We start from the raw sequence: 26,556 nt of genomic DNA, 5'->3' as shown, positions 1-26,556 counted from the left end.
TAAGCTCCCAGCAACAGGATTGCAGATTGGCCGATTCAGTTCGTGATATTCATTTTAGTGCCCCTGACGGCCTGCAACTCTATGGCAGGCTGTATCAACCGGAGGTGAAAACCGGTAATTTGCCCGTCATCTGCTTGCCCGGACTGACCCGCAATAGCCGTGATTTTCATGAACTGGCGCTCTTCCTGTCGCAGCATCCGCAAACGCCACGTCCGGTCATAACCTTTGACTATCGCGGACGCGGGCGCTCTGCCTATGATCCAGACTGGTCACATTATAATATCGGCGTCGAAGCCGGTGATGTCATTGCCGGTCTTACTCATCTGCAAATCAATCAGGCTGTCTTTCTGGGAACCTCCAGAGGTGGTCTGATTACCCATATTCTGGCAGCTATTGCCCCGCAATTGCTGGCGGGTGTCATCCTGAATGATATTGGGCCGGAAATATCAGTTGAAGGCTTGCAGCAGATTGGCAGCTACCTCAACGGCGCGCGTCAGCCCACAAACTGGAACGATGCCGCCGACTTGCAACGTCAGGTGCATGGTGAATACTTCCCCGCTCTGACCAGTGAAGACTGGCAACGTTTTGCCCGCGCGATCTATCGTGAAGACAATGGGGTTATCCGCTCGGACTATGATCCCAACCTTCTGAAAACGATGGAAAACATTGATTACACGCAGAAATTGCCTGATCTGTGGGCGCAGTTCGATCTGATGAAAGATTTGCCGCTGCTGGTTATCCGAGGCGAAAATACAAAGCTGCTTGCACAGGAAACCGTCGAGGAAATGCAGCGGCGGCACAATTCGCTGCAGGTGTTCAATGTTTCAGGTCAGGGCCACGCTCCCCTGCTTGAAACCGGACGTATCCCTGATCTGATCGCGGCCTTTGTGGCTGGCGTCGACCTGCGCGAATAATCAGGTTTTCGCTGGCTTTTTGACAGGCGCCTTCGCTTTGGCTTTTGCCGGAGCTTTCAATTTAATCGCCGCCTCGGGTACGGACTTTGCCAGATCAGCCGCCTGCTTCATCCAGTTTTCGCGATGCGCGCGACCGGGGAAACCGATCTCACGGCTGACCCATGCGGCCTGATCCGCATCCCAACCGGCAATCTGGTCGAAATGAAACACGCCGAGTGCATAAAGTTCGGACTGGATGACATTGCCGATACCGTCAATGTCCAGCAACTGGTCCGGCTTGCCCCGCCGCGCATTCTTCAAAATTGCCGGACGATGTTTGTCATCTTCAGTCGTCCTGACCGGACGCGTCTGCAGGTTTTTTGCGGTGGTTTTCCCGGGGGCTCTGGTCTTCGTTTTCGCAGCTGCACTGATCGCCGTACCTGCGGAAGAAGCCAGTGCAGGAACCGGCTCCGCCGGGGGTATCATCGCGGCTGCCGGTTTGCTTACATCGTCATTGGCGGGGGTGACAGCTGCTGCCAGACGCACATCGGCAGCACGGGTTGACTCTTCAGACACGGAATCCGTTTTTGGAGAGAACCGTTTGAAAACGCGTCCTAAAATGGCGCCGATGATAAAGGCCGCTGCGATGAGCAAAAGGGATTGAACAAGAAAGATGACCATAGCTCTTTACCCCAATTTCAACGACGTTCAGTTGTGTTTCTCGCCAGCGGTCGACCAGCCAACATAAAAGCCGACCAGAACAGCCACCAACAGAAAAAACCATAGCTTGGTGATGAGATACATCATTGTTCACGCTCCTGTTGAGTAGGCTGCCCTGTGATTCTCATCCGGCATTGCTGACGGCGGGAGGTGCAAGTTTTACGTCACCGACCTTACCATTACCCGGCAGTTGTGTCTTCAATGCGTTGGTGATCGACTCATAATCGGCCGCATTTGCGGCTGTTCCATCGATGCTGTAGCTCTCTCCGGCAAGACTAACCTCCCCGCTCACCAATTGCGATGCCTGCTGCAAAGCGAAGTTGGCAAGTTCAATAAATCCCTTCGGCGCACCGCGCGCGACCGCCATCTCATCAATGATATCAATGCCGGGCATGGCACTTTCGGCCGCTGCCAGAAGTTTGGCGCGCGTATCACCGTAGGGAACATTTCCAGACAGGAGAATCCCCTGATCGGACTTTGTCACCACGAAGCTGAAAGGATCGATCAGTGGCAAAAGCGTTGCTGCGTTTTCAACCACACGAATGCCATTGGTTTCATTGGCAATTTTCAGCGCCGATGCGAGCGCTTCGTCGGACGGCGCCACGCCTTTGAGGGTCAGATCCCGCCCCTCGACCTCGATACTGGCCCAGCCATTGTCGACTTCCAGCGCCGTGCTGACCGTTTCGGTCAATTGCCGGTCGACGGGTTCAGCGAGAAACCAGCCGGCGAGTGTCGTCAGACATGCAACGGTGATGATACCGGGCCAAAACCAGCTTTTGACAATGTGCATGTGGGGCATGTTCCCTTATGGCAATCAGACAAGATGCTGTCTTGCCCCATGTGATCAGGAATATCAACATGGTGTCCGGCACCAAACGGTGCCCGGCATCAAATGATGCGCTGCCGGACTTGCTCTATATCAGCGGCAAAGAAAAACCCGGCAGCTTGCGCTGCCGGGTCTTGATCAACTTAATCCTAAGAAGGATTAGAAGTTACGCTGGAAACGGATCATACCGCCGATTGCGTCGTCCTTGTTGCCCTTCAGGCCTTCAGCGAACGTCTTACGGTCGCCGTCGAACTTGGTGTAGCTAACTTCAGGAGTGATCGTGAAGCCAGGAACCAGTTCGTATGCAACGTTTGCAGTTGCTGCCCATGTGCCTTCGGATTCGTAAGCAACCTGTGCGCTAACAACGGCCTTCTCGGAAACCTTGGCTTCGATGCCGCCCCAAGCTGCCCAGTCACCTTCCCAGGTGCCGAACCAGTTGCGCTGACCCTTGTCATGCAGATCATCCCAGTTGGACTGGTAGCCACCCATGACGAAAGCCGAAACCGTGTCTGTGAACTTCACATCCAAACGCAGCTTGCCAGCGAATTCTTCTACAACTGAGTCATAGCCAACAACGCCGGAGACCTTGCCCCAAGCCTGTTCGAACTTCGCACCAGCCAGAACGTGTGGCATGTAGTCGTCAATGCGATAGTCGTAGTTGTAGTAGTTGTTGTCTTCGCGCTGGCCCTGTTCAGCAGCAACGATTGCTGAGAAACCATTGCCACCAGTGAAGGTGTAGCTAACCTGGTTGGAAGTGCCGGACTGATAGTTGATCACGTCATCGTTGATGATCTTGCCACCAGCATAATCGGTCCACGAACCGAAGATTTCGTCAGCAACACCGATACGGAAGCCGCCGAGCTGGATGTAAGCCTGAGGAATCAGACCGCCGCTGTTTTCACCGTTCGTGTAGTTGAAACGTGTTTCGATGAAGGACTGCAGTGTGCCGAGTTCTGTTTCCGAACGAGCGTCGAAACGAACAGTTGCACGTGTCTGCTTACCCCAAGTACCGCGTTCACCACCGGCATAAACTTCGTCGCCGCCCTTGGCGTCGTAACGCAAGTAACCGCCGATTTTCAAGCAAGTCTCGGTGCCTGGGATGTAGAAGAAGCCTGCGCCGTACGCATCGCAAACGCGAACGTATTCGACAGCTTCTGGCTCAGCGACAACAACTGCGTCTGCAGCGCGGGCGCCGGTTACTGCAACGAGGGCTGCAGCGGAGCCGAGTAGAAGGCTCTTGATGTTCATTTCTGACCTCCAGTCAAAGTTAAAAATGGGTCTGGGCATTCCAATTTGGCTGAAGGACAACCTTGTCCCCATCCCCTAAGTCCAAGAAGAAATGCGGCGAACGCCCTTCCTCTGCGACCGAACATACTCGCCATCTCCCGGGTTTCAACCACGAATGTCGGCATCCACACCTCGAGGGGGCTCTATGCCTTATCCCTGTTGCACAAATGACACGAAATCGCCGCGGGGCCAGCGAAATCTTTACCTCTCATTAATATAGGTAACCGGATTTTCATAAAATCGACCATACCGATGGCGGAAACAGAACGGCATTTTGGCGAGGAATCGGGCATCCATCACCAGCATATTTACTGCGTGTGAATCGAATCGAACCGATTGCATGCTGATTCTGACAGGTGGTCTGCCATGACTTATTTCTATCTTGTTGTAGCCATAGTCTTTGAAGTGGCCGCGACGTCTGCGCTCAAACAAGCTGATGGTTTTACAAAGCTTTGGCCGTCTCTCATCTGTCTGGCGGGCTATGCGGCAGCCTTTTATTTCCTGTCGATCCTGGTCAAAACCATGCCCGTTGGCATTGTTTATGCAATCTGGTCCGGCGCCGGGATCGTGCTCATCGCAGCCATCGGCTGGTTCTGGTTCAAGCAACCGCTGGATCTACCGGCCATCATTGGCCTCGCTCTCATTATATCGGGCGTCCTCATCGTCAATTTGTTCTCTGGAACTGTCGGGCATTGAACCCTGACCTGACGTCCAAACTGCAAGGCTGATCTCCTGTAATCAACCAGGCTTCCGGTCAAACTTTGACTGGAGGTCAGAAATGAACATTAAGAGCCTTCTACTCGGCTCCGCTGCAGCCCTCGTTGCAGTAACCGGCGCCCGCGCTGCAGACGCAGTTGTTGTCGCTGAGCCAGAAGCTGTCGAATACGTTCGCGTTTGCGACGCATACGGCAAAGGCTTCTATTATATCCCGGGCAGCGCAACCTGCCTGAAGGTCAGCGGCTATGTGCGGTTCGATGCCAAGGGTGGCGATGACGTCTCCAAGGGCGGCAAACTCAACACGTGGAAGTTGAAATCCCGCGCGACCGTTCGCTTTGACGCGCGCTCGGACACCGAACTTGGCACTTTGCGCTCCTATGCCGAAACACGCTTCAACTACGAGAATGGCGAGAACAAGGGCGCGGAGATTTCTAACGCCTATATCGAACTCGGCGGCTTCCGCATCGGTACTACAGATTCGCTCTATGATACCTGGACCGGCTCTGCCGGTAACGTGTTCAACGACGGCGTGATTGCCTATGCCGGCGACCAGAGCAACCAGGTCAGCTACACTTTTGCCGGTGGCAATGGCTTCTCGGCCTTGATTGGTCTGGAACAGGGCGACAAGGATCACCTGATCACTGACTACACGCCGCATATTGTTGCTGGCGCTAAGTTCGAGCAGGGTTGGGGTGGTATCTCCGGCGTTGTCGGTTACGACTCCGTCGTTGAAGAGTTCGCTGGAAAAGTACGCTTGGATGTGAAGCTCACCGACACTCTCTCTGCCTTTGTCCTTGGTGGTTACCAGTCCGGTTATGGTGATCACACCAAAGAGAAGCGTACCGCCTCCTATTACGGCGCATGGAACGGCGATTGGGCCGTTTGGGGTGGCTTGACTGCCAAGGTGTCCGATAAAGCAGAGGTTAACGCCCAGTTGGCTTACGAGTCCGAAGGCACCTATGCGGCAGCCTTGAACGTTGGTTATGAGCTGGTGCCCGGTTTCAAGATCACACCTGAACTCAACTACACCAAGTTTGATGGGGACCGTAAGGCGACCTCCATTGCCAAGAAGGGCGGCGACGATGCCTTCGGCGGTATGATCCGCTTCCAGCGCAACTTCTAAATACTGAGACGTGAACAGCCAACGCCGGGTTTTTCCGGCGTTGGATTTTCCCAACACACACTTATTCAAACATCATTTTTTCAGCGTTCGTTATCGCGCGCACAGACATTTAACCGAGAAAGGAATCCGAACCGGTCGCAGGCCGAGGAGATATTGAAATGTTTGGACAATACCGATGGGCATTGGTCGTTGATGAGGTTGTGCAAGGCTTCATCAAACGGGATTTTATTAGCCTAAAGTTGTATAAGACACCCGATTGCGCTTTTCTGAAAGACGATTACAACTCGTTGTATATTTTCTTTATGCATATTTTTCAGATTTAGAGTGCGATCATTATGACAGTGTCACCCATGGGTAACGGGCAGCCGGATGTGAATTTCCCGCTGCGGTTTCAATATAATCTCACCTACGCATCGACGGATCACGCAACCAAACGGCTGGTCAAGGACCATTCCCTCGGCGAACTGACGGCACATTATATCAGTGTCCTCTGGGATGAAGGTTCGCACAAAGGCAATGTGAAGTCCTTCCTGGGAGAGATCAGTGAGATTTTGGTCGGCGAGCGTTTCAGCGTCTTTTCGCAGGAAATGCTGGACTCTGTGATCGGCACGCTACGCGAACGCGGCAATAGCAATGCAACCATCAATCGAAAGATGGCTGCCTTGAGCAAATTGCTCCGGAAAGCGTGCAAGATGGGCGATATTTACAACCTGCCGGAATTTCGTCGCCAGAAAGAGCGGCAAGGCCGCATTCGCTTTCTGGAAGCGGAAGAGGAATTGCGCCTGTTTTCAGCCGTCAGGGCCAAATGCGAGGACAGCTATCGCCTCAGCGTCTTTCTTGTCGATACGGGTTGCCGGCTGGGTGAAGCAATTGGGCTATGCTGGAATGATTTGCAGGGGAGCCGCGCGACATTCTGGCTGACCAAATCCGGGCGCAGCCGCACGGTTCCACTGACGAGACGCGCGCATGAGGCGACGCAGATCGCGCGCGGACGCCTGAAAGGCCCCTTCTCCATGCATAATCAGGTGCGTTTCCGCGCCATCTGGAATGAGGCCAAGGCAGAGGTGGGATTGGGGGCGGATGATCAGGTCGTCCCGCATATTTTGCGGCACACCTGCGCCTCACGGCTGGTGCGCGGCGGGATTGATATCCGGCGTGTGCAGATGTGGCTCGGACATCAGACATTGCAGATGACCATGCGCTACGCTCATCTGGCGACGAATGATCTTGATTCATGCGTGGTGGTTCTGGAGCAAAGCTAAGCAATCCCGGCTGGTATGGTTGTGCAATCTGATGCGATGGGGAGTTCTCAAGCAAGCATATGCGATAAACCCGGTATGATATTCTGATTGGATGGACCGCAAACCGACACTTATAGCAATTGCGATCAAACGGAATGGATTGAAGATCTCTATGATGGCTCCGGTCACAAATGGGGAAACGCAAAATTGTTCGAGGTAAACGCATCAAGCATTGCCGCATATTTTGAGTTTGATCCGCCGCGCGAAAACGATCTTCATGCCGTTGACGAGATGATACGCAGTGCAGTGCCTGATTGGACCAGATGGTTCGTCGCCGGTACGCCTGCGGGCATGCCGGGTATGCGGATGTCGATGATTGGCTATGGCCGCTTTGCCTACAACGTCAAATCATCCGACCGTCCCATCGCGTGGCCCATACTTGGGCTGGCCCTGCAAAAGAATCACCTCAGCCTTTATCTTGCTGTAAAATACGAAGGAGCGACTGCGGCTTCAAACTGGGCCGATCGCCTCGGCAAAGTTTCCGTCAGTAAAATCGGCGCCATCAGATTTGTGCGCGCATCGGATATCGAAGCGCAGGCGTTTCGCATGATGCTGCAAACTCTGGAGAAAGACCTGCAGGACGGGCGGGCTATGCTCGCCTACGCACGCGTGCAGTCAAATTAGATCGTCATATGCATCAAGCGATCAAGAGCAAAACCAGACCGGCAATGGCAAGACCAAGCAGTCCGAAGACTGTTCCGAGCCCTGCCCTGATGACGGATCGATCATGCGCCAATCGCGCGCGCTTATCGGGCAGTTCAGGATGAAATGACCGGGCTTTTACGATCAACATAATGATGCGGATGAACGCCCCGCCGATCCCCGCGAAGATGAATATGGCGCCCAATGATGCAAGTACAATCGACATCTGTTTCCCCGCTCAATATTCATCGACCCAGCAGCAGCGCTGCGTGCTTGCGGGGAATGTAGCGCACCGCGCATCGATGTGGCCAGTTCCCACTTGCTTGATGTTGGCGGCCGGGACGTCACACAACTGGCGGCGAAACCAACGTTGCGCGTGGCATTGGCCGGTGTGCAGCGGCTGAAAGACGCTTGAGCATTGATCCTCCAGATAGTATCAGGATTCTAACGATAAGAAGGGCCGACGCTTGACCCGCATCAATTGCATTCCACCAGCTGAACTCACTGGCCCCCATCTGGTCGCAGAGTATCGGGAGCTTCCCCGGGTGTTTGCGCTCGTCAGAGCTGCAATAGTCAGGGGCGAAACACCAAGTGATAGACGCAATCCGTTGCACTACACACTTGGCACCGGTCACGTTCGATTTTTCTATCCACGGCTTGGTTATCTTGCCAAACGACAGTCCCACTTGATTGCCGAGATGCTTGCTCGCGGATACTCGCCGCAGTTTGCCAACACAGATCAATTGCTTGTCGGATTTCCATTGGAATGGTGCGCTGATTGGGACCCGACCGGCGAAGCCATGCAGATAAACCGGATGCGCATTGCGGAGCGGCTTACGAACAGCGGACGGGCATGAGAATCAGACCAGCGGCAAAGATATCTGAAACTTGCCGCGCCTTCCCTAACGACATTGGCCGCAAAGTTTGGGTTGGTTTTTACCGATGAGAACGAAGAGAGATCAAACTTTGCGGAAATGATCCGTCACCAGCGTTTGCTCAGGTTTTCCGGCGTCAACTTCACATTCACAGATTTTTCAAGGAAGCTGCATAAAGTCCTTGCCAACAAAGGGTTTCATCTTTAGTCAGCGTCCTTGGAGAGGTGGCCGAGTGGTCGAAGGCGCTCCCCTGCTAAGGGAGTAGACCCGTTAAACGGTCTCGAGGGTTCGAATCCCTTCCTCTCCGCCACCACCCTGATTTCATTTATATTTTGTCTGATTGAACAGCGTTGCTCCCGGCAAGGCCTATTGCAATCGGACCATGGCGATTTCGTTGAATATGTGCGCGCGCCAGCGGGTCGGCAACAAATCAGACGTTCGCGGGGATGCGGGCGATAACCTTGATCTCGAAGTCAAAGCCAGCAAGCCAGTTCACGCCAATCGCTGTCCAGTTCGGATAAGGCCGCGTGCTGAAAATCTTCTGCTTGACGGCCATGATGGTTCCAAACTGGTTCTCCGGGTCCGTGTGAAATGTCGTTACGTCAACGATGTCGTCAAGCGTGCAGCCCGCCGCGTCCAGCGTCGCTTTGAGATTTTCGAACGCCAGTTGAACCTGCCGTTCAAAATCAGGTTCCGGTGTACCATCGGCGCGGCTGCCAACCTGCCCGGATACAAACAGGAGATCACCGGATCGGATCGCTGCCGAATAGCCATGTTCCTCATAAAGGGCATGCCGGTTTGCAGGAAAGATTGCTTCACGTTGGGTCATTCTTGATCTCGCTTCTTCGCTGTTGAGTGGAAAACTATGGGCACGATGCGACGGAGCTTCACACACGGCCACTTCATCTGATATACGATGCGTATGTGAAATAGACCGCGCAGGCATTGCGTGTCAAGTTGATATACGCAGCGTATATGAAATTGAGGAAAGAATGGTAAAACGACGGGCCGAGACGATGGAGGAGAACCGCATCAAGCTGATTGCGGCCGCACGAAAGGCATTTGCCGAAAAAGGTTACGCGGGCGCCTCGATGGACGAACTGACCGCCGATGCCGGCCTTACCAGAGGCGCGCTCTATCACAATTTCGGCGATAAACGGGGGCTTCTTGCGGCAGTTGTCGATCAGATCGATTCGGAAATGGCGGCCCGCGCGCAGCAGATCGGTGCCCGTGCCGGTGATGACTGGCAGGGTTTGCTTGACGAAGGCGCTGCTTATATCGAGATGGCGCTTGATCCGGAGGTTCAACGCATTGTTCTGCTTGATGGTCCCGCCGTGTTGGGCGATCCTTCGCAATGGCCGAGCCAGAGCGGCTGTCTTCAGGCAACAAAGCAAATAGTGGCGCGTCTCACCGCACAGGGCATCCTCAAACCTGTTGATGCGGAAGCCGCTGCGCGGCTGCTCAACGGCATTGCGCTCAATGCGGCACTCTGGATTGCTGCCAGTGACCATCCGCAGGACGTGTTGCCAAAAGCCATCGAGGCGTTCCATGCTCTGGCCGCCGGACTTCTTGTGAAAACCATCTGACGTCAACGGTGCCATTTCCGTTTACACAAAACGACACAGGCGGACATGCCATGCGCGTCATCGTTCCCCACTTGCAAATGACTACTAAATGCATTTAACTATTTGATTTTGCTTGACTTTTTTCCTGATGACCCCTACTTGCGGGTTGTCAGTTGCGAAAAATTACTGATGAAGCAATGACGATCTTGTGCGCAGCGGACGTGCGGATTCGTCGAATAAAATACTCCGCCCGGCGCTAATCTCATGTCCCCAATTGCGATCATTGTCTTGGCAATCAGCATGTCTGTGGATGCGTTTGCGGTCTCGGTGGGCCGCGGGGCCGCATTGGGGCGCCCGCGCTTTTCCGAATCGCTACGCACAGGCGCAGTGTTCGGTATCGTCGAAGCAATCACACCGGTGATTGGTTGGGCGGCAGGCGTTGCTGCCAGCGGCTTTGTCCAGGCTATTGATCATTGGATTGCGTTTGGACTTTTGGGAGCAGTCGGCTTTCGTATGCTGTATGCGGCCATGTCTCGGAAAGCGCAAACGGAAGAGCGCGTTGGAAACTCCGCCTATATGTTGCTTGCAACGGCTGTCGGAACCAGTCTTGATGCCATGGCGGTGGGTGTCTCTCTCGCCTTCCTCAATGTGAACATACTGGTGATTGCGCTTGCAATCGGTATTGCAACCTTCCTGATGTCATCGGGTGGTATGCTGATAGGCCGGTTGATTGGCGAACGGTTTGGCCGCGCCGCGGAAGCTGTCGCAGGTTTCGCGCTGATTATACTGGGCTCATCGATACTGATTGAGCATTTGACAGCCTAATTGGACGCTGTTGCAAAACCCCCGCGAAACCAATGCTTCGTTTCTTTCAGACAATGATGCAATTCCCGATCAAAGGGCCGTCAAAGCCTGACTACGCTTCCCCTATTCCCACATTCAAAGAAAAAGGCGGCTCGTGCGAGCCGCCTTTTTCATATCTGATGTGTCTCTGTCTCAGAGACGGAAGATTGCCAGCGGATACCAGTAACCATCGCTGTGACGGCGATAGCCGCGGCGATATTCACGGTAGCCGCGATGGCCGTTCCAGTAACCGGGACGTCCGCGACGGTTGTCAAAACGAGGGCCACGGCGATCATCGCGGCGATCCCAGCGGCGGTCGTTACGACGATCCCAGCGGCGATTGTCGTAGCGGCGCTTTTCAATGTACTGCGCCTTTTCCACATTCGAAACCACTGGCGAGGTCTGCGAAGACACCGGCGCTGCATTCGAAGAAACGACCGAAGTCAATCCAACGAGAACCGCAAACAATCCTGCGGTAAACAACGAAACAAGATTTTTCATGAGTCACTCCTATCGATTCATACCTGCAATAGGTGCGCCTTCACTGATGAACAGAGTATGAACAATTCCACGGGGAACTTTTATGTTATCTGCTCCGTTACACCCCGTCTTCCCCCAATTCAGGAGAGTGTTTTGAACCGTAACGGTCTTTAGCTCATTATCGGCGCGCTGCTTGCTGTTGTCAGCGGCTTTGGCATTTACACCTATCAGCAGGAGAACAAACGGGGCGTCGAGCTCAAGATTGGCGAAGTCGGCGTTTCCATCGAAGGCAAATAAATGTCTGACCTAGCCACGTTGTCGAACCCACGATATCTTCTTGAAGTCGATGCCATCGCGATTGTTGATGGTTGGGGCTGGCAAGGCCAAGTCTGTTTCAGGGAGACGACATTGACTTCAGATATCCATGAAAAATTCTTTGATCGAGCCGATGTTATGATTAGCCAGCTGGATGAAACGATGGCGATCCCCACAGTGATTAGCCAACAAGAGACCTATCAAAATCCGTTTGTGACAATCAAACGCGTTACTCAACTCATGCCCGCAGGCCATAACGCAACCTTTTATATCCGCGAGGAACCGGATGTTGCGGTGTGTCTACCGATTGATCCGGATGGTCGCTTCATTTTGCTGAAAGAATACAGGCCCGGTCCGGCGCAATTCCTGATGGAAATTCCCGGAGGTTGTGTTGATCCGGGCGAAGAACCGGCTGAAGCGGCGCGAAGGGAGGTTCTGGAAGAAGTCGGGTACGCAGGCGATCTAACGCATCTCGCTTCGACCTATATTTCGGCCTATTCCAATGCCCGAAAACACATCTATCTCATGCGTAATGCCATAAAAATTGCCGATCCGGTCGTCGAGCCGCAGGATCTTGCCCGGCCGATAGCGATGGATCAGCAAGCCTTTGAATTGCTTGTCGAAGAAGGCGCAATGACTGATCTCGATGCGGCGCTGGCAGCTCTGCGATATCTGTTAAGCCAAGCTTGATACATGCAGTTTCGGCACAGGTAATATTAACCCGCCCCATCCAGCAGTGCCTCCACCGACGCGATCCGTTCATCGGCAATGTCGCAGATGTATTGGATTGCCGATTGCTGCCGCTCGTTGTTGATATTGGTTGCGGCCATAAACAGCATTTCGACAAGGTATTTGACTTCGGTCAAAAGATTACAGGCATCAATGACTTTGCTTGATTCATTGCTCATAATAAGCCTCAATGAAATGAACGATTCTTTATATTTTAGGCATGGCTTCCAAGGTCGCCCGAACATATGGGCGCGCGTTCAAAGACCTAATAATTGCTTTAACCTTATGCGGATTATATAATCTCTGATTACTGGATTAGTCAATATAAAATACTCAAGGTTGATGAAATATGATAATCTCACCGGCTCAATGCCGTGCCGCACGCGCCTTGATTGGATGGTCGCAGGCGAAGCTGGCAAAAATAGCAAAAGTGGCACCGGCGACCATTGCGACCTTCGAAGCGGGAAAGCGCTTACCCTACGACCGCACGCTCGATGATCTCAAAGACGCGTTGACAGCCGAAGGCGTTATTTTTCTTGATGATGGCGCACTGACCGGTGGAGGCCAAGGCGTGAGGCTTAAATAGAACGATTGTCACAAGAAAGAGCAAAATCGCATTTTAGTAATCACAGCCAAGAATATTGAACCATACAAGCTTAATTTATTAATTGTACATATAGACTTAGGTATAATACCAAAAACATTTACTATGAGGCCATAATGCCTATTATCGGAAATCAGATCAGAGCGGCACGTTCACTCATCGGCATGGAGCAAATTGCTCTCGCCGAGAAGGCGGGTGTCAGCGCCAATACAATACGCAATATGGAAGCCTTCGGAGCCAACAGAGTGAAAGTGCGCACCGACACTCTGTATGCTGTAACGGATGCCCTCAGAGCAGAAGGCGTCATCTTCCAACAGGACGGCGAGACAACGGGCGGCGGCCCGGGTGTCAGATTAATCAAATGAATTTTCGTAAACATTGACCTTAAGCCGAGTATGTCATGATTACACCTGAACAAATACGCGGAGCGTGGGCAATGGTGGGCCTGACGCAAGCAGAGCTAGCAAAGTTGGCCGGTCTGTCCACGACTGGCCTGAACAATATTGAACGGGGAGTAACCGACCCCAAGGCTTCCACATTGCGCTCCATTCAATCGGTGCTTGAAGAGAAATCGATTGTCTTTCTCAGCCCGGGGCAAAATGCCAAAGGGGGACCCGGCGTGAGGCTCAAATGATCGCGCTCGCAAAAGCCGCAAGGGTGTTACGAAGATGATCCGTGTCCAGTGCAAAATGGCCCGTGTGGCCCTGGGACTTGGGGTGCGGGACCTCGCAGCACTCGCTCAAGTGTCATCAGATACCATCGCCCCACTGGAGCGTGGCGAGAAGCTGAAACCTGCCACCCTATTGATTATCAGGACCGCTCTGGAACAAGCGGGCGTTCTATTTGAAGCCGAGGGCGAAATGGTGGATGGTGGTCCGGGCGTCAGGTTGCGCCAAGAATGAAGCAAACTGCATGCCTTACCGATTGACGTCACCATAGGGGAGGCCATAATGCCGGAAATGCTTTGGAAGGAGTAGAATCCAAGCAATGGATCAATATGTAACGCCACCTGTCGGCATAGGCTTTTACACCGCAAGTGATGCCGCGCGGTTGCTAAACATGCCTGTACGAAACATTCGGCGATGGCTTGGCGGTTACAATTATTCACATAATGGCGAGACCTTCCATATGGAGCCATTGTGGAAGCCTCAATTGCCTCAATTCGAAGATCATATCGAACTTGGGTTTCGCGATCTTATCGAATTGAGATTTGTGAAAGCTTTCACCGATGCCGGACTGGGTTTGAAGACAATCCGCCATTGTTTGGACTACGCAAAAGAATGCGTGCGGGATGAGCATCCATTTTCAACACGCCGCTTTCAAACGGATGGGAAGACGATATTTCTGGACAGCGCCAATAAGGCTGATGACGGCAGTTTGCTTGATCTCAAACAAAAACAATACACCATCAAAGTTGTCATTGAGCGTACGTTTAAGGACCTTGATATCGGTGATGATACTGTGCGCAGATGGCGTCCTTTCAAGGGTAAACAGTCGATTATTGTAGATCCTGAATTGGTATTTGGGCAGCCTACAACGGCAATTTACAACGTTCCCACCATTGCACTCGCCCAAGCTGTTCAAGCTGAGGGTTCTGAGAAAGCCGTGGCAGACATATATGAAGTGCCTCTTGCGGTCGTGAGAGACGCCGTTGCCTTTGAGGGTTCGCTTGCAGCGTGAGGGTCTTGTTTGATCACAATCTGCCTCCCCGGCTTGCAAGAGGCCTTCAGATTTTGTTGGGAGAACAATACGAGATCGTCGCATTGCGCGACAGATTTAAGCCAAATATCAAGGATATTGAATTGATAAAGGCGTTGAGTGCGCAAGGCGGATGGGTGCTCATATCCGCAGATCGCAGAATTACCCGCAACAAAGCCGAAAAGTCAGCTTTCCAATCATCACGTATAATCGGAATGTTCCTGTCGCAGGGACTGTACAAAGCACCGATGTTGAAACAAGCAGAACGCCTCATCGCGCTTTGGCCTGTCATTGAAACCACAGCGTCCACCATGAAGGGCGGTTCGATGTTTGAGCTTCCCATGAAGTCATACAAACTTTCCCCACTAAGATAGTCGGCCCACCCTACCCCCTTCCAATCTCCGCCGCTGTTGCCTCCAGCCCTGCCAATGCAAAGCGTTGGAAATGGGCGATGATGGCCGCCTGCGCCTCCGGGGCGGGAGAGGCCAGATCCGGCAGGACCTGCGCAATCAGTTGCCGGTTGCCGACCAGCAGCATGGCAATGGGCGAGATGACGCTGAGCAGGCAACGCCCCACTGCCGGATGATCGACTGGCACGCCAAGAATATCGGCCACCAGCCCGGTTACCACCTGCTTTTTCGGTAGAATTTCCTGATGCAGCAGCACCGGAAATGCCGATGAGGGCGACAGAAGCTCGCGGCTCAGCACCCGCAATACCCAGCTTGACGGCCCCGGAGCCGTGACCGCTCCGGCAACCAGCCCGATGAGGATTTTCAGCTTGTCGACGGAAGCCCCCGGCCCTTCGGCCAGCGCCACCAGCCGGTCATAGGTCAGAAGCTGCCGGTGGGCCTCCACCAGCACTTCGGCATAAAGCCCTTCAACGCCGCCGTAATAATAGTTCACCGCCGCGGAATTGCTTCCTGCCCGCTCGGCGATCTCCTTGCCGGTGGCGCGGTCAAAGCCTTTTTCGGCAAAGATTGCGCCCGCGGCCTCCAATATCTGCGCCTTGGTCGAGGCACCGTCTTCACGGCGTCCGGGAAGTTTTCGAGGTGTTTTGCGTATCATAACAGCACTCTAGCCCAGATTTGTAACGATTGAAAGTTAAAATTGAAATTCAAATTTGACTTAACGCAGGGTGTGATTGTATGATGGCGCATGAGCAAAATTCTTCGCATCCTCATTCCACTTATTATTATCGCAGCCCTTGCCGGCGGTGCCTGGTGGTATTTTCATCGCCCTACTGACAAGGATGACTTGACGCTTTATGGCAATGTCGACCTGCGGCAGGCCTCGCTGGCTTTCAATGGCGCCGAGCGTATCGCTGAAGTGCTGGTTGAGGAAGGCGACATGGTGCGCAAGGGTCAGGTGCTGGCCCGGCTCGATACCAGCCGCCTTGCGCCGCAGGTACAGCAGGCGGAAGCGACGGTTGCAGCCCAGCAAGCCGCCCTGCTCCAGTTGAAAAACGGCAGTCGCCCCGAGGAAATCGCCCAGTCGCGCGCCAATCTGGAGTCAGCACAGGCCGATGCGCTGAACGCCAAGGCGCAGTTTGAGCGCATCCGGGTGTTGACCGCCAATGCCACCTCAAGCAAGCAGGATCTGGATACGGCGAAGGCTGCAGCGGCGGTCGCCGATGCCAAGGTGGATGTGGCAAAGAGTGCGCTTGATCTTGCCATTGCCGGGCCGCGTGTTGAGGAAATCAGCCAGAGTGAGGCGCAATTGCGCGGCAGCCAAGCACAGCTTGCGCTTGTACACCAGCAACTGGTCGATGCGGCATTGCTTGCGCCATTCGACGGCGTGGTGCGCTCGCGGCTGATGGAACCCGGCGAAATGGCTGCCACCAGCAAGCCGGTGTTTTCGCTGGCCACGCGCGGCGTAAAATGGGTGCGCACCTACGTGTCGGAAACCAATCTTGGCCATTTGCGCTCGGGCATGCGGGCCAAAATCACCACGGACAGTTTCCCGGACAAGCCGCTTGATGGTTGGGTGGGCTTTATCTCGCCTGTCGCCGAGTTCACGCCGAAAACCGTGGAGACAACGGATTTGCGCACCAGTCTTGTTTATGAGGTTCGCATTTTTGTTGAGGACACCAAGGATGTGCTGCGGTTGGGCATGCCCGCAACGGTTGAGCTTTTGCCGGGTGAAGCCCCCCATGCAGCCACGCCCGAAGCGGACGCCAAACCATGATTGCCACCGCGCCAGCCTCCCCCGTCACGGCGCGGTCCCTCCACAAGACGTTCCACCGCGATACCGGGGAGACGGTCAAGGCGCTGGATGACGTCTCCTTTGAGGCGGCACATGGTACAGTGACGGCGCTTGTCGGGCCTGACGGCGCGGGCAAGACCACCATCCTGCGGTTGATCGCCGGGCTGATGGCTGCGGAAAGCGGCGAGCTTGATGTGCTTGGCATTGATGTCGCTGCCGATCCGCAGGCGGTACAGAATCGCATCGGTTATATGCCGCAGAAATTCGGCCTCTACGAGGATTTGAGCGTCCAGCAAAACCTTGATCTCTATGCGGACCTGCACGGTATTTCCCCCGAGCAGCGCAAGGAAATTTATCCCCGGTTGATGGAGATGACCAATCTTGGCCGCTTTACCGAGCGGCTGGCGGGAAAACTCTCAGGCGGCATGAAGCAAAAACTTGGCCTTGCCTGCACCCTTGTCCGCTCGCCGGAGCTTTTGCTGCTGGATGAGCCGACTGTCGGTGTTGATCCCCTGTCGCGGCGTGAACTTTGGGAGATTGTTCTCAAACTGGTGCATGAGGACGGGCTGACTGTCATCGTCAGCACCTCCTATCTCGATGAAGCGGAGTTTTGCGACCATGCGGTCGTCATGCATCTGGGCAAAGTGCTGGCGCAGGGCAAGCCCGATGCGATCACTGATCATGCCAAGGGCAATGTATTCATCGCCACACCGCAGGACGGTATGAGCGCCCGCTCATTGCAGGCACGGCTCTTTCGGCATGAAGGCGTGGTGGATGCGGTGCCTGAGGCGGGCAAGGTACGCATTGTCCGGCAGCCGGGCTCGAAGGGTAAACTCAGCATTGACAACAAGACTGTGGCGCTCACCGCGACACAGCCGCGTTTCGAAGACGGGTTCATGGTCTTGTTCAGCGCGGTCGCCGGTGAAGGCCATTCCAGCAGCCTTGAGTTGAAACGTGCCGATACCGCCCGCAAAGATGAGATTTCCGTCGAAGTGCATGATCTCGTGCGCATGTTCGGGGATTTTGCCGCCGTCAACCATGTGAGCTTTCAGGTGAAACGCGGCGAGATTTACGGGTTGCTTGGCCCAAATGGCGCGGGAAAAAGCACCACATTCCGTATGTTGTGCGGGCTTATTCCTGCAACCAGCGGAACATTGCGGGTTGCAGGTGCTGATCTGCGCACGGCGCGGGCTGAAGCACGCGAGAATCTTGGCTATGTCGCACAGAAATTCTCGCTTTATGGTGATCTCTCGGTGGATGAAAATCTTGATTTCTTCGCCAGCGCCTACGGCCTGCGCGGCGCAAAAAAGCGCGAGCGCATCGACTGGTCAAAGGATCAGTTCGAATTGGGCGAGCTGGCAACCCTGCCGAGCGGCCAGCTTCCCGGTGGCTTCAAGCAGCGGCTGGCCATGGCCGCCGCGCTCTTGCATGAACCTGACATTCTGTTTCTCGACGAGGCAACCAGCGGTGCCGATCCGCTGGCCCGGCGCGAATTCTGGGGCCGTATCACCGCGCTTTCCGAACAGGGGGTGACTGTTATCGTCACCACCCATTTCATGGAAGAGGCTGAATATTGCGACCGGATCATGATCATGGATGCCGGGCGCAATCTGGCGGAGGGTACTCCCGCCGACATTCGCGGCCATGCCAAGCCGAAGGATGGCCGCGAGCCCACCATGGAAGACGCGTTCATTGCCATTGTCGAGGAATCGCGGCGTGCCGCTGAAACACAGGGCAAGGCCGCATGAGTACGCCCGCTCCCCAGCATTATGGCAGCCTGCGGCGCATTCTTGCGCTGGTGCGCAAGGAATCATGGCAGGTGATCCGCGATCCCAGCAGTATTATTGTCGGCATCATCATGCCGATGATGCTGCTGATCCTGTTCGGCTACGGCCTGTCATTCGATCTGAAAAACCTGCCGGTCGCTCTCGTCATGGAGGAAAATTCAGCCGAGGCGCGCGGCGCGATATCAGGCTTTGAGCTTTCCGAATACTTCAAGACCTATCCGGTGAAAACCATGGCAGAAGCCGACCGGCTATTGATGGACAAGACCGTCAGCGGCATTGTGCGCATCCCGCCGCAATTTGCCCGCGATGTCTCGCTTGGTGACGGCGAAATACAGGTCGTCGTCAACGGCACCGATGCCAATACGGCGCGCATTTCACTGGCCTATGCGCAAGGAGCCGTCGCCACCTGGCTGGCGCGCGAAGCCGCCGAGGGCAAGATCGTGCCAAGCGCTGCCTCGGTAGATATGCAGACGCGGCTCTGGTTCAACGAGGCCAATGAGAGCAGCTATTTTCTTGTGCCGGGCCTGATCGTTCTGGTCATGACGCTGATCGGCGCGCTGCTGACCGCCCTTGTCATGGCGCGTGAATGGGAGCGCGGCACATTCGAGGCCCTGTTTGTGACGCCCGTCCGGCCGGTGGAAATCCTGCTCGGCAAGGTCGTTCCCTATTTCATTCTCGGGATGCTCGGTCTGGCCTTGTCTGTGCTGGGCAGTCAGTTGCTGTTCCACGTTCCATTGCGCGGTTCGCTGTGGATTCTCATCATCGTGTCGATGCTTTATCTGACTGTGGCGCTTGGTATCGGGCTTCTCATCTCATCTGTAACCAAGAGCCAGTTTGTCGCTAGCCAGATCACGCTTGTCGCAACCTTTCTTCCCGCGATGATGCTATCCGGCTTCATGTTCGACATCCGCAGCATGCCGGTGGTCATCCAGTTCATCACCTATATTTTCCCCGGCCGTTACTTTGTCAGCGTTCTCCAGACGCTGTTTCTGGCTGGCGACATCTGGGGGGTGATCCTGCCCAATGCCGCCGTGCTTGCGGTAATGGCAACGGTGCTGATGGCCGCGTCCGTGCGGGCAACGCGCAAGAAACTTGGATGAGGCAGCCATGATCCAATCGCTTTTCCGTATCATCGCCCTTATCCGCAAGGAATTGCTGGCGATGCTCAAAGATCCCAAAAGCCGTATTACGCTGGTGCTGCCGCCGATCTTGCAGTGCCTCATCTTCGGCTATGCGGCAAGTTATGATCTTAACAATGTGCCCTATGCGATCCTCGATCATGATCACAGCGCGGCCTCGATTGCGCTCATCGCCAAACTTGACGGTTCAGGCACATTTAGCCGCATCGCCACCCTGCAACGGACAAGCGATATTGCCAGTTTTATCAACAATAAGCGGGTGCTTCTGGTGCTCGTCATTGATCAGGATTTCGAAAAGAACCTGATGGCCGGCATGCCCGCCAAATTGCAGATGATCGCCGACGGGCGCAATTCCAATACTGCCGGCACCGCACAGGGCTATGTGAGTTCGATTGTCGGCGATTTCACCACCCGCTGGCGGGAGGAAAACGGTCAGGCTGCCAATGCAGGTGTCAAGGTAACAACCCGCGCCTGGTACAATCCGAGCCTTGAAACACGCTGGAACATGATCCCCTCGCTGATCGGCACCATCACCATGATGATGACGATGATGCTGACGGCCATGTCCGTCGCGCGCGAGCGGGAGGCCGGAACGCTGGACCAACTGCTCGTCACACCCTTCCGCCCGTCAGAAATCATGGTGGGCAAGGCCCTGCCCTCAATGATGGTGGGGTTGACGCAGTCAACAATGATCCTGCTTGTGGCGCAGCTCTGGTTCCAGATTCCCTTCTCCGGCTCCTATCTCATCCTCTACATGGGGCTGATCCTGTTTCTGGCTGCAGCGGTGGGAATTGGGCTGTTTCTCTCCTCCCTTGCCGCAAACATGCAGCAGGCGATGATTTTCTCGTTCGTTCTGCTGATGCCGTTCATGCTGCTATCGGGCCTGACAGCACCCATCGGCAACATGCCGGATGTTTTGCAATATTTCACGCTGATCAATCCACTGCGCTATGCCATCAGCATCACGCATCAGGTCTATCTGGAAGGTGCGGGAGTTGGCCAACTTTTACCGGAAATGCTGGCGCTTATTGCCATCTCAGCGGTGACGCTGCCGGTGTCTTCGTGGCTCTTCCGTCATCGGTTGGTTTGAGATTTTATATTTGGGAAGTCGTAGGGTTTTGGCTGGTGGTTCGTGGTTCGTGGTTCGACATAACAACCATGAGGGAGAGTGAGGCTGCAACGATAACCGCAGAGATTGCAGCACAAGGGGTGCAGAATGTGGCTCCCCACAACCCACCCATCTCCGTCATCCTCGGGCTTGACCCGAGGACCACGGCTAAGAAGCTCAAACAAACTTGGAGCTCGGCACTATTTTATTATGGGTCCTCGGGTCAAGCCCGAGGATGACGGAGAGAGGTGGGTTGTGGGGAGCCAGATTCTGCAAGCTTTGCCGTCTGCAATGTTGACGATTATCGTTGCATCCACCCAAGTCCCTCATGGTTGTTATGTCGAACCACGACCCGCCGTTACTGCAACCTCAACTCTAACAATCTGATCAGCTTGGCCAGGAGCTCATGGCGATATCAATCAGCCTGTAAAGCTCGTCACGCTCGGTTCCGCTTGATGCCTGTACCGCAGTACCTTGGGATATGGTCATAATAAAACGGGCCAGATCTTCCGGATCGCACTCGGTTTTCAAATCACCTTCGCGCTTTGCACGGGCAAAACGGCGGGCAAGCGCCTTTTGGCCCATCTGGCGTTTTTCAATGATGGTTTTCTGGATAGCGGCTGCCGCATCGCTGCAAGCCATGGCCGCATTGATGCCCATACAGCCGGAGGGATTGCAGTCGCAGGTTTGTGCATCGGCAAAGCCGTGCAGAATGTCCATCGCCACGGTGCGCGCATCGGGCTTTTCCAATGCAGCCCAGAAGAAGGCCATGTAATTCTGCTCATAGCGCTCAAGCGCCATGCGAAACAATTCTTCCTTGTTGCCGAAAGCGCCATAGAGACTTGGCTTGGTAATGCCCATGCCATCCGTCAGGTCAGTGATGGATGTGCCCTCATAGCCCTTGCGCCAGAAAAGTTCGAGCGCAGTCTGGAGTGCCTCATCGGCATCAAATTCCCTCGGCCGTCCCATGGACAAGACTCCCTAGAAGAAATATACCGGACGGTATAAAATCAATTGACAGCCGCTGTATCGCAGCCTTATATCTGTTTTATACCGATCGGTATCGATCGTCAATGATCGAATCTCTATGCCACTCCCAATGGCAAGACAACTTTCAAAGCAGGATGACCACGATGTCAATCAGCACTTATAGAAGATCACTCTATGTCGGCGGCTTTATTGTGGCACTGGCAGCTGCGGGCTCCACCCAATTCTTCGATCTTGGCAAAAGCCATGCCGAAACAGCCAAGCAGGCCGCACCAGCTGCTACCCCCGTTTCCGTTGCTGTCGTCCAGCCCAAACTCATCACCCAATGGAGCGAGTTCTCCGGACGGCTTGAAGCGATTGATCAGGTTGAACTGCGCTCGCGTGTCGCCGGTGCCATCCAGTCTGTCGCGTTCAAGGAAGGCGCACTGGTCAAAGAGGGCGACCTCCTCGTCAAGATCGACCCCGCCCCCTATGAAGCCGAAGTGGCGCGCGCCAAGGCTGCGGTCAGTGCTGCCGAGTCGCGGCTGGCTTTTGCCAAGAATGAACTGGAACGCGGCAAACGCCTGATCGACTCGCGCACCGTCTCCCAGAGCGATTACGACCAGCGCATCAACGTCCAGAGCGGTGCAATGGCCGATCTTGAAGCGGCGCAGGCCAGTCTCAAGACTGCCATGCTCAACCTTGGCTACACGGAAATTCGTGCGCCCATCAGCGGCCGCGTTGGCCGCATCGAGATCACGTCGGGCAATCTGATTGCCGCCGGTCCAGCCTCCCCACTTCTGACCACGATTGTTTCGATCAGCCCGATCTATGGCAGTTTTGAAGCCAATGAAAACGTCGTTGCACAGGCGCTTGCGGACCTTCCGCAGGGTCTCAACAGCCGCGATTTCTCCGATCGCATCCCTGTTGTGATGGACGTTTACGGCCAGCGCGACGTGAAGGGCAAGCTGCAGCTGATCAACAATACCGTGGATACCGCCAGCGGCACGGTCAAGGTGCGTGCGGTGTTTGACAATACGGACGGCAAGTTGATGCCGGGCCAGTTTGCCAAGCTGCGCATGGGTACGGCCAACGAGAAGCAGGAACTGCTTGTCGATGAAAAGGCCGTGGGTACCGATCAGAACAAGAAGTTTGTCATGGTGGTCAACGACAAGAACATCGTTGAATACCGCGAGATCTCGCTCGGCGGCCCGGCAGAGGGCCTGCGCATTGTGACCAATGGCCTGCAGCCGGACGAAAAGATTGTCGTCAATGGTTTGCAGCGCATTCGTCCCGGTTCGCTCGTGGTTCCTGAAATGGTCGCCATGGGTGATGCCGCGCACAATTTGCAGGCTTCGGCGACCGATCCGGCCAAGGCACAACAGTAATCGCATAGAAGCCCCGCAACGGGCAGGCGGACAGTGATATGAATATTTCCAATTTCTTCATCGACCGCCCGGTCTTCGCGGGCGTTCTCTCTTTCGTGATTTTCCTCGGCGGTCTGATCGCCCTGACGGCCATGCCGGTTTCGGAATATCCCGATGTTGTGCCGCCATCCATCGTGGTGCGCGCGCAATATCCGGGTGCCAACCCGAAGGTTATTGCCGAAACGGTGGCGACGCCTATCGAGGAACAGATCAACGGCGTTGAAGGCATGCTCTATATGGGCAGCCAGGCAACAACCGACGGTCAGATGACTTTGACCGTTACCTTTGCTATCGGCACTGATCCTGACAAGGCGCAGCAGCTGGTGCAGAACCGCGTTTCGCAGGCGGAACCCCGCCTGCCGCAGGAGGTGCGCAGCCTCGGCATCACCACGGTGAAAAGCTCGCCTGATCTGATGCTGGTGGTCAATCTCATCTCGCCGAACAATCGCTACGATATCACCTATCTGCGCAACTATGCGCTGATCAACATCAAGGACCGGCTCGCCCGCATCAATGGTGTTGGCGATGTGCAGCTGTTCGGTTCGGGTGACTATTCGATGCGCGTCTGGCTCGATCCGCAAAAGACAGCGGAGCTCGGCCTTTCGGCAACGGATATCCTCAATGAAATCCGCGCCCAGAACGTGCAGGCGGCGGCAGGCACTATCGGCGCTTCCCCCAGTCCCAATGGTGTTGACCTGCAATTATCGGTGAATGCACAGGGACGTTTGCAGACCGAGGAAGAATTCGGTCAGATCATCGTCAAGACGGCTGCTAACGGCGCTATCACCCACTTGCGTGATATCGCCCGTATCGAACTTGGTGCCGCCCAGTATTCGCTGCGCTCGCTGCTCGACAACAAGCCGGCCGTTGCCATTCCCGTCTTCCAGGCACCGGGCTCGAACGCGATCCAGATCGCCGATCAGGTGCGTGCTGTTATGGACGAAATGAAGCTGACCATGCCTGAGGGTGTCAGCTACGAGATTGTCTATGATACGACGCAGTTCGTCCGCGCTTCCATCGAGGCCGTGGTGCACACACTGCTTGAAGCTGTCGTGCTCGTCGTTCTCGTGGTCATCCTGTTCCTGCAAACATGGCGCGCCTCGATCATTCCTCTGATTGCGGTTCCAATCTCCATCGTCGGCACATTCGCCGTCATGCACCTTTTTGGCTTCTCGGTGAATGCGCTGAGCCTCTTCGGCCTCGTGCTTGCCATCGGTATCGTGGTGGATGACGCGATCGTGGTGGTGGAAAACGTTGAACGCAACATCGAAAACGGCCTCGCGCCGCGACAGGCAACCATCCAGGCCATGCGCGAAGTGTCGGGTCCCATTATCGCTATTGCGCTGGTGCTGGTTGCGGTGTTCGTGCCGCTTGCCTTTATCAGCGGCCTCACCGGTCAGTTCTATCGCCAGTTTGCGCTGACGATTGCAATCTCCACGGTTATCTCGGCCTTTAACTCGCTGACGCTTTCCCCGGCTCTCGCCGCCCTGCTTCTGAAGGGTCACGACGAGCCAAAGGACGCGCTGACGCGGTTTATGGACAAGACCCTTGGCTGGTTGTTCCGTGGCTTCAATTCCGTGTTCACACGCGGTGCCAATGGCTACAGCCGGGGCGTGACCGCCGTCATCTCGCGCAAAACAGTGATGATGGGCATCTATATCCTGCTGATCGGTGCCACCGCCTTCATGTTCAAGAGTGTACCCGGTGGTTTCGTGCCGCCGCAGGACAAGCAGTATCTGGTTGGCTTCACCCAGCTGCCGGATGGTGCAACGCTTGACCGGACCGAGGCAGTCGTGCGCCGTATCGGTGATATCGCCCTGAAGATTCCGGGCGTTCAAAGCACCATCGCGTTCCCCGGACTGTCGATCAACGGTTTCACCAATAGCTCCAATGCCGGTATCGTCTTCGTTTCGCTCAAGCCGTTTGAGGAGCGCAAGACACCTGATTTGAGTGCCGGTGCGATTGCCAAGGCGCTTAACATGCAGTTGTTCGGCATCAAGGAATCCTTTAGCGCCGTGTTCCCGCCACCTCCTGTTCAGGGTCTGGGTGCAATTGGTGGCTTCAAGTTCCAGATTGAGGACCGCAACGGTCTTGGCTATCAGGCGCTTGATGATGCAACCAAGGCATTCCTTGCCAAGGCTGCCACCGCTCCCGAACTGATAGGCCTGTTCTCCAGCTATCAGATCAATGTTCCCCAGCTTTACGCCGATGTGGACCGTGCCAAGGCACGCCAGCTCAACGTTTCGCTGCCGGAGATCTTCAATACGCTGCAGATTTATCTCGGCTCCGTCTATGTCAATGACTTCAACAAGTTTGGCCGTACCTATTCTGTCCGTATGCAGGCAGATTCCAACTTCAGGGCCAAGGCGGAAGACATTGGCGATCTGAAAGTACGCTCAGGTTCGGGTGATATGATTCCGCTCTCGGCTCTGCTCAAGGTGGAGACCAGTGCCGGACCAGATCGCGCCATGCGTTACAACGGCTTCCTTGCAGCCGATGTGAACGGCAATGCTGCCCCCGGCTTTTCGTCCGGTCAGGCTCGCGCTGCCGTAGAGCGTATCGCCGCCGAGACGTTCCCTGCGGGTATCGGCTATGAATGGACCGAGCTGACCTATCAGGAGATCATTGCTGGCAACTCCGCCTATCTGATCTTCCCGCTGTCGATCCTGCTGGTGTTCCTCGTGCTGTCGGCACAGTACGAAAGCCTGTCCCTGCCGCTGTCGATCATCATGATTGTTCCGCTCGGGCTGCTGGCCGCCCTCTTCGGTGTCTGGCTGACCGCCGGTGACAATAATGTGTTCACGCAGATCGGGCTGATAGTACTCGTCGGGCTTTCCGCCAAGAACGCGATCCTGATTGTCGAGTTTGCACGAGAGCTGGAGTTCGCGGGATCAACGCCCTTCAAGGCGGTGATCGAAGCCAGCCGCCTGCGCCTGCGTCCGATCCTGATGACATCCCTTGCCTTCATCATGGGTGTTGTTCCGCTCGTCACATCGACGGGAGCGGGTTCGGAAATGCGCAGTGCCATGGGTGTGGCGGTGTTCTCGGGCATGATCGGCGTGACCCTGTTCGGCCTGTTCATGACACCGGTCTTTTACATGCTGGTGCGCGCAATGACAGGCAACCGCCCGCTCAAGCATGCGAGTCAGGGCAGCCATTTCGATGGTGAAACCAGCCACAATTCGGGCACGATTGTTCCGGCTGCAGTGCCAGCGGAATAAAAAACAACAGTGGTGCGCAGGTTTTTTTGCCTGCGCACCACACGAATCAAGCCACTGAAAGCACATCGTTTTCCCCAGCTTTCCAGTG

Annotated in this window: 29 protein-coding genes, 1 tRNA gene and 1 pseudogene; 22 read left to right on the top strand and 9 right to left on the bottom strand. The window is 55.1% G+C overall.

Translation table 11 applies throughout. The features are described 5' to 3' along the window. Nucleotides 1-26 precede the first annotated feature (26 nt). Complete coding sequence (locus tag AB4Y96_RS11050) at nt 27-914, top strand: alpha/beta fold hydrolase (RefSeq protein WP_441917318.1); 888 nt, start codon at nt 27-29, stop codon at nt 912-914. On the opposite strand, the gene AB4Y96_RS11045 is transcribed toward AB4Y96_RS11050, so the two are convergent. The 3 genes from AB4Y96_RS11045 to AB4Y96_RS11035 all read right to left on the bottom strand — a co-directional run bounded on the left by AB4Y96_RS11045 (nt 915) and on the right by AB4Y96_RS11035 (nt 3,687). Continuing rightward, entirely contained in the window at nt 915-1,469 is a 555-nt protein-coding gene (locus tag AB4Y96_RS11045; protein WP_441917316.1) for an endonuclease, read from the bottom strand. A gap of 268 nt (nt 1,470-1,737) precedes the next feature. After that, nucleotides 1,738-2,403, bottom strand: coding sequence for a BON domain-containing protein (locus AB4Y96_RS11040; protein ID WP_441917314.1), 666 nt, complete (start codon nt 2,401-2,403; stop codon nt 1,738-1,740). 195 nt (nt 2,404-2,598) lie between these two features. Then, a complete protein-coding gene (locus AB4Y96_RS11035; RefSeq protein WP_091880450.1) occupies nt 2,599-3,687 on the bottom strand; it encodes a porin in 1,089 nt (362 codons plus the stop codon). 405 nt (nt 3,688-4,092) lie between these two features. Between AB4Y96_RS11035 and AB4Y96_RS11030 the strand changes: the two genes are divergently transcribed. The 4 genes from AB4Y96_RS11030 (at nt 4,093) to AB4Y96_RS11015 (ending at nt 7,491) form a co-directional block, all read left to right on the top strand. Further along, on the top strand, nt 4,093-4,422 hold the full coding sequence (locus tag AB4Y96_RS11030) for a DMT family transporter (protein ID WP_091880451.1): 330 nt from the start codon (nt 4,093-4,095) through the stop codon (nt 4,420-4,422). A gap of 82 nt (nt 4,423-4,504) precedes the next feature. Further along, on the top strand, nt 4,505-5,566 hold the full coding sequence (locus tag AB4Y96_RS11025; protein ID WP_441917311.1) for a porin: 1,062 nt from the start codon (nt 4,505-4,507) through the stop codon (nt 5,564-5,566). A gap of 335 nt (nt 5,567-5,901) precedes the next feature. Further along, the gene (locus AB4Y96_RS11020; protein ID WP_091880454.1) at nt 5,902-6,828 is read left to right on the top strand and encodes a tyrosine-type recombinase/integrase; all 927 of its coding nucleotides are present in this window, start codon (nt 5,902-5,904) and stop codon (nt 6,826-6,828) included. Between the two features lie 186 nt (nt 6,829-7,014). Continuing rightward, nucleotides 7,015-7,491, top strand: coding sequence for a hypothetical protein (locus AB4Y96_RS11015; protein ID WP_441917309.1), 477 nt, complete (start codon nt 7,015-7,017; stop codon nt 7,489-7,491). A 13-nt stretch (nt 7,492-7,504) separates the two neighbouring features. On the opposite strand, the gene AB4Y96_RS11010 is transcribed toward AB4Y96_RS11015, so the two are convergent. After that, nucleotides 7,505-7,735, bottom strand: coding sequence for a hypothetical protein (locus AB4Y96_RS11010; RefSeq protein WP_091880457.1), 231 nt, complete (start codon nt 7,733-7,735; stop codon nt 7,505-7,507). Nucleotides 7,736-7,976: 241 nt separating this feature from the next. Here AB4Y96_RS11010 and AB4Y96_RS11005 point away from each other — a divergent pair, with 241 nt between their 5' ends. Further along, entirely contained in the window at nt 7,977-8,366 is a 390-nt protein-coding gene (locus AB4Y96_RS11005) for a pyrimidine dimer DNA glycosylase/endonuclease V (RefSeq protein ID WP_091880459.1), read from the top strand. 236 nt (nt 8,367-8,602) lie between these two features. Next, a tRNA-Ser gene (locus AB4Y96_RS11000) sits at nt 8,603-8,694 on the top strand. A gap of 120 nt (nt 8,695-8,814) precedes the next feature. On the opposite strand, the gene AB4Y96_RS10995 is transcribed toward AB4Y96_RS11000, so the two are convergent. After that, on the bottom strand, nt 8,815-9,213 hold the full coding sequence (locus AB4Y96_RS10995; RefSeq protein ID WP_441917306.1) for a RidA family protein: 399 nt from the start codon (nt 9,211-9,213) through the stop codon (nt 8,815-8,817). A 163-nt stretch (nt 9,214-9,376) separates the two neighbouring features. On the opposite strand from AB4Y96_RS10995, the gene AB4Y96_RS10990 reads away from it, so the two are divergent. Next, nucleotides 9,377-9,970 (top strand): TetR/AcrR family transcriptional regulator, encoded by a 594-nt coding sequence (locus AB4Y96_RS10990; protein ID WP_441917304.1) that lies wholly within the window; start codon nt 9,377-9,379, stop codon nt 9,968-9,970. A 243-nt stretch (nt 9,971-10,213) separates the two neighbouring features. Then, the gene (locus AB4Y96_RS10985; protein WP_441917302.1) at nt 10,214-10,774 is read left to right on the top strand and encodes a manganese efflux pump MntP; all 561 of its coding nucleotides are present in this window, start codon (nt 10,214-10,216) and stop codon (nt 10,772-10,774) included. Nucleotides 10,775-10,954: 180 nt separating this feature from the next. On the opposite strand, the pseudogene AB4Y96_RS10980 reads toward AB4Y96_RS10985, so the two are convergent. Further along, nucleotides 10,955-11,062: pseudogene (locus tag AB4Y96_RS10980) on the bottom strand (BA14K family protein); the annotation flags it as partial. 507 nt (nt 11,063-11,569) lie between these two features. Here AB4Y96_RS10980 and AB4Y96_RS10975 point away from each other — a divergent pair. After that, on the top strand, nt 11,570-12,277 hold the full coding sequence (locus AB4Y96_RS10975) for an NUDIX hydrolase (protein ID WP_441917300.1): 708 nt from the start codon (nt 11,570-11,572) through the stop codon (nt 12,275-12,277). A gap of 26 nt (nt 12,278-12,303) precedes the next feature. Here AB4Y96_RS10975 and AB4Y96_RS10970 read toward each other — a convergent pair whose 3' ends face one another. Next, nucleotides 12,304-12,495 carry a hypothetical protein gene (locus AB4Y96_RS10970; RefSeq protein WP_441917298.1) on the bottom strand — a complete coding sequence of 64 codons (192 nt, stop codon included), beginning with the start codon at nt 12,493-12,495 and terminating at the stop codon, nt 12,304-12,306. Nucleotides 12,496-12,665: 170 nt separating this feature from the next. On the opposite strand from AB4Y96_RS10970, the gene AB4Y96_RS10965 reads away from it, so the two are divergent. The 6 genes from AB4Y96_RS10965 to AB4Y96_RS10940 all read left to right on the top strand — a co-directional run bounded on the left by AB4Y96_RS10965 (nt 12,666) and on the right by AB4Y96_RS10940 (nt 14,992). Further along, the gene (locus tag AB4Y96_RS10965; protein ID WP_441917297.1) at nt 12,666-12,902 is read left to right on the top strand and encodes a helix-turn-helix domain-containing protein; all 237 of its coding nucleotides are present in this window, start codon (nt 12,666-12,668) and stop codon (nt 12,900-12,902) included. Between the two features lie 134 nt (nt 12,903-13,036). Next, nucleotides 13,037-13,285: a helix-turn-helix domain-containing protein gene (locus AB4Y96_RS10960; protein ID WP_441917296.1), complete on the top strand. Its 249-nt coding sequence runs from the start codon at nt 13,037-13,039 to the stop codon at nt 13,283-13,285. Nucleotides 13,286-13,356: 71 nt separating this feature from the next. Next, on the top strand, nt 13,357-13,554 hold the full coding sequence (locus AB4Y96_RS10955; protein WP_441917294.1) for a helix-turn-helix transcriptional regulator: 198 nt from the start codon (nt 13,357-13,359) through the stop codon (nt 13,552-13,554). Between the two features lie 55 nt (nt 13,555-13,609). Further along, complete coding sequence (locus tag AB4Y96_RS10950; protein WP_441917293.1) at nt 13,610-13,822, top strand: transcriptional regulator; 213 nt, start codon at nt 13,610-13,612, stop codon at nt 13,820-13,822. Between the two features lie 85 nt (nt 13,823-13,907). Next, the gene (locus AB4Y96_RS10945) at nt 13,908-14,600 is read left to right on the top strand and encodes a hypothetical protein (protein WP_441917291.1); all 693 of its coding nucleotides are present in this window, start codon (nt 13,908-13,910) and stop codon (nt 14,598-14,600) included. Then, complete coding sequence (locus AB4Y96_RS10940; protein WP_441917290.1) at nt 14,597-14,992, top strand: hypothetical protein; 396 nt, start codon at nt 14,597-14,599, stop codon at nt 14,990-14,992. The genes AB4Y96_RS10945 and AB4Y96_RS10940 overlap by 4 nt, the downstream gene beginning before the upstream one ends. Before the next feature lie 10 nt (nt 14,993-15,002). On the opposite strand, the gene AB4Y96_RS10935 is transcribed toward AB4Y96_RS10940, so the two are convergent. Next, nucleotides 15,003-15,683, bottom strand: coding sequence for a CerR family C-terminal domain-containing protein (locus tag AB4Y96_RS10935; protein WP_441917289.1), 681 nt, complete (start codon nt 15,681-15,683; stop codon nt 15,003-15,005). Nucleotides 15,684-15,773: 90 nt separating this feature from the next. Between AB4Y96_RS10935 and AB4Y96_RS10930 the strand changes: the two genes are divergently transcribed. The 4 genes from AB4Y96_RS10930 to AB4Y96_RS10915 are packed head-to-tail and all read left to right on the top strand — an operon-like array spanning nt 15,774 to nt 20,836. Continuing rightward, nucleotides 15,774-16,802 (top strand): HlyD family efflux transporter periplasmic adaptor subunit, encoded by a 1,029-nt coding sequence (locus AB4Y96_RS10930; protein ID WP_441917287.1) that lies wholly within the window; start codon nt 15,774-15,776, stop codon nt 16,800-16,802. Next, on the top strand, nt 16,799-18,568 hold the full coding sequence (locus tag AB4Y96_RS10925) for an ATP-binding cassette domain-containing protein (RefSeq protein WP_441917285.1): 1,770 nt from the start codon (nt 16,799-16,801) through the stop codon (nt 18,566-18,568). The genes AB4Y96_RS10930 and AB4Y96_RS10925 overlap by 4 nt, the downstream gene beginning before the upstream one ends. After that, complete coding sequence (locus AB4Y96_RS10920) at nt 18,565-19,707, top strand: ABC transporter permease (RefSeq protein WP_441917283.1); 1,143 nt, start codon at nt 18,565-18,567, stop codon at nt 19,705-19,707. Before AB4Y96_RS10925 ends, AB4Y96_RS10920 begins: the two co-directional genes overlap by 4 nt. Before the next feature lie 7 nt (nt 19,708-19,714). Further along, nucleotides 19,715-20,836, top strand: coding sequence for an ABC transporter permease (locus AB4Y96_RS10915; RefSeq protein WP_112523317.1), 1,122 nt, complete (start codon nt 19,715-19,717; stop codon nt 20,834-20,836). A gap of 405 nt (nt 20,837-21,241) precedes the next feature. Here AB4Y96_RS10915 and AB4Y96_RS10910 read toward each other — a convergent pair whose 3' ends face one another. Next, nucleotides 21,242-21,823 (bottom strand): TetR/AcrR family transcriptional regulator, encoded by a 582-nt coding sequence (locus AB4Y96_RS10910; protein WP_091880486.1) that lies wholly within the window; start codon nt 21,821-21,823, stop codon nt 21,242-21,244. A 164-nt stretch (nt 21,824-21,987) separates the two neighbouring features. On the opposite strand from AB4Y96_RS10910, the gene AB4Y96_RS10905 reads away from it, so the two are divergent. Together AB4Y96_RS10905 and AB4Y96_RS10900 are read left to right on the top strand one after the other, a co-directional pair. After that, nucleotides 21,988-23,208, top strand: coding sequence for an efflux RND transporter periplasmic adaptor subunit (locus tag AB4Y96_RS10905; RefSeq protein ID WP_441917281.1), 1,221 nt, complete (start codon nt 21,988-21,990; stop codon nt 23,206-23,208). A gap of 38 nt (nt 23,209-23,246) precedes the next feature. Then, a complete protein-coding gene (locus tag AB4Y96_RS10900) occupies nt 23,247-26,468 on the top strand; it encodes an efflux RND transporter permease subunit (RefSeq protein WP_441917279.1) in 3,222 nt (1,073 codons plus the stop codon). Nucleotides 26,469-26,556 lie beyond the last annotated feature (88 nt).

Source organism: Phyllobacterium sp. TAF24 (assembly GCF_052113785.1).
GTDB lineage: Bacteria > Pseudomonadota > Alphaproteobacteria > Rhizobiales > Rhizobiaceae > Phyllobacterium.
The sequence above is the reverse complement of the archived record's forward strand: the minus strand, read 5'-3'. Positions and strand labels throughout refer to the sequence as shown.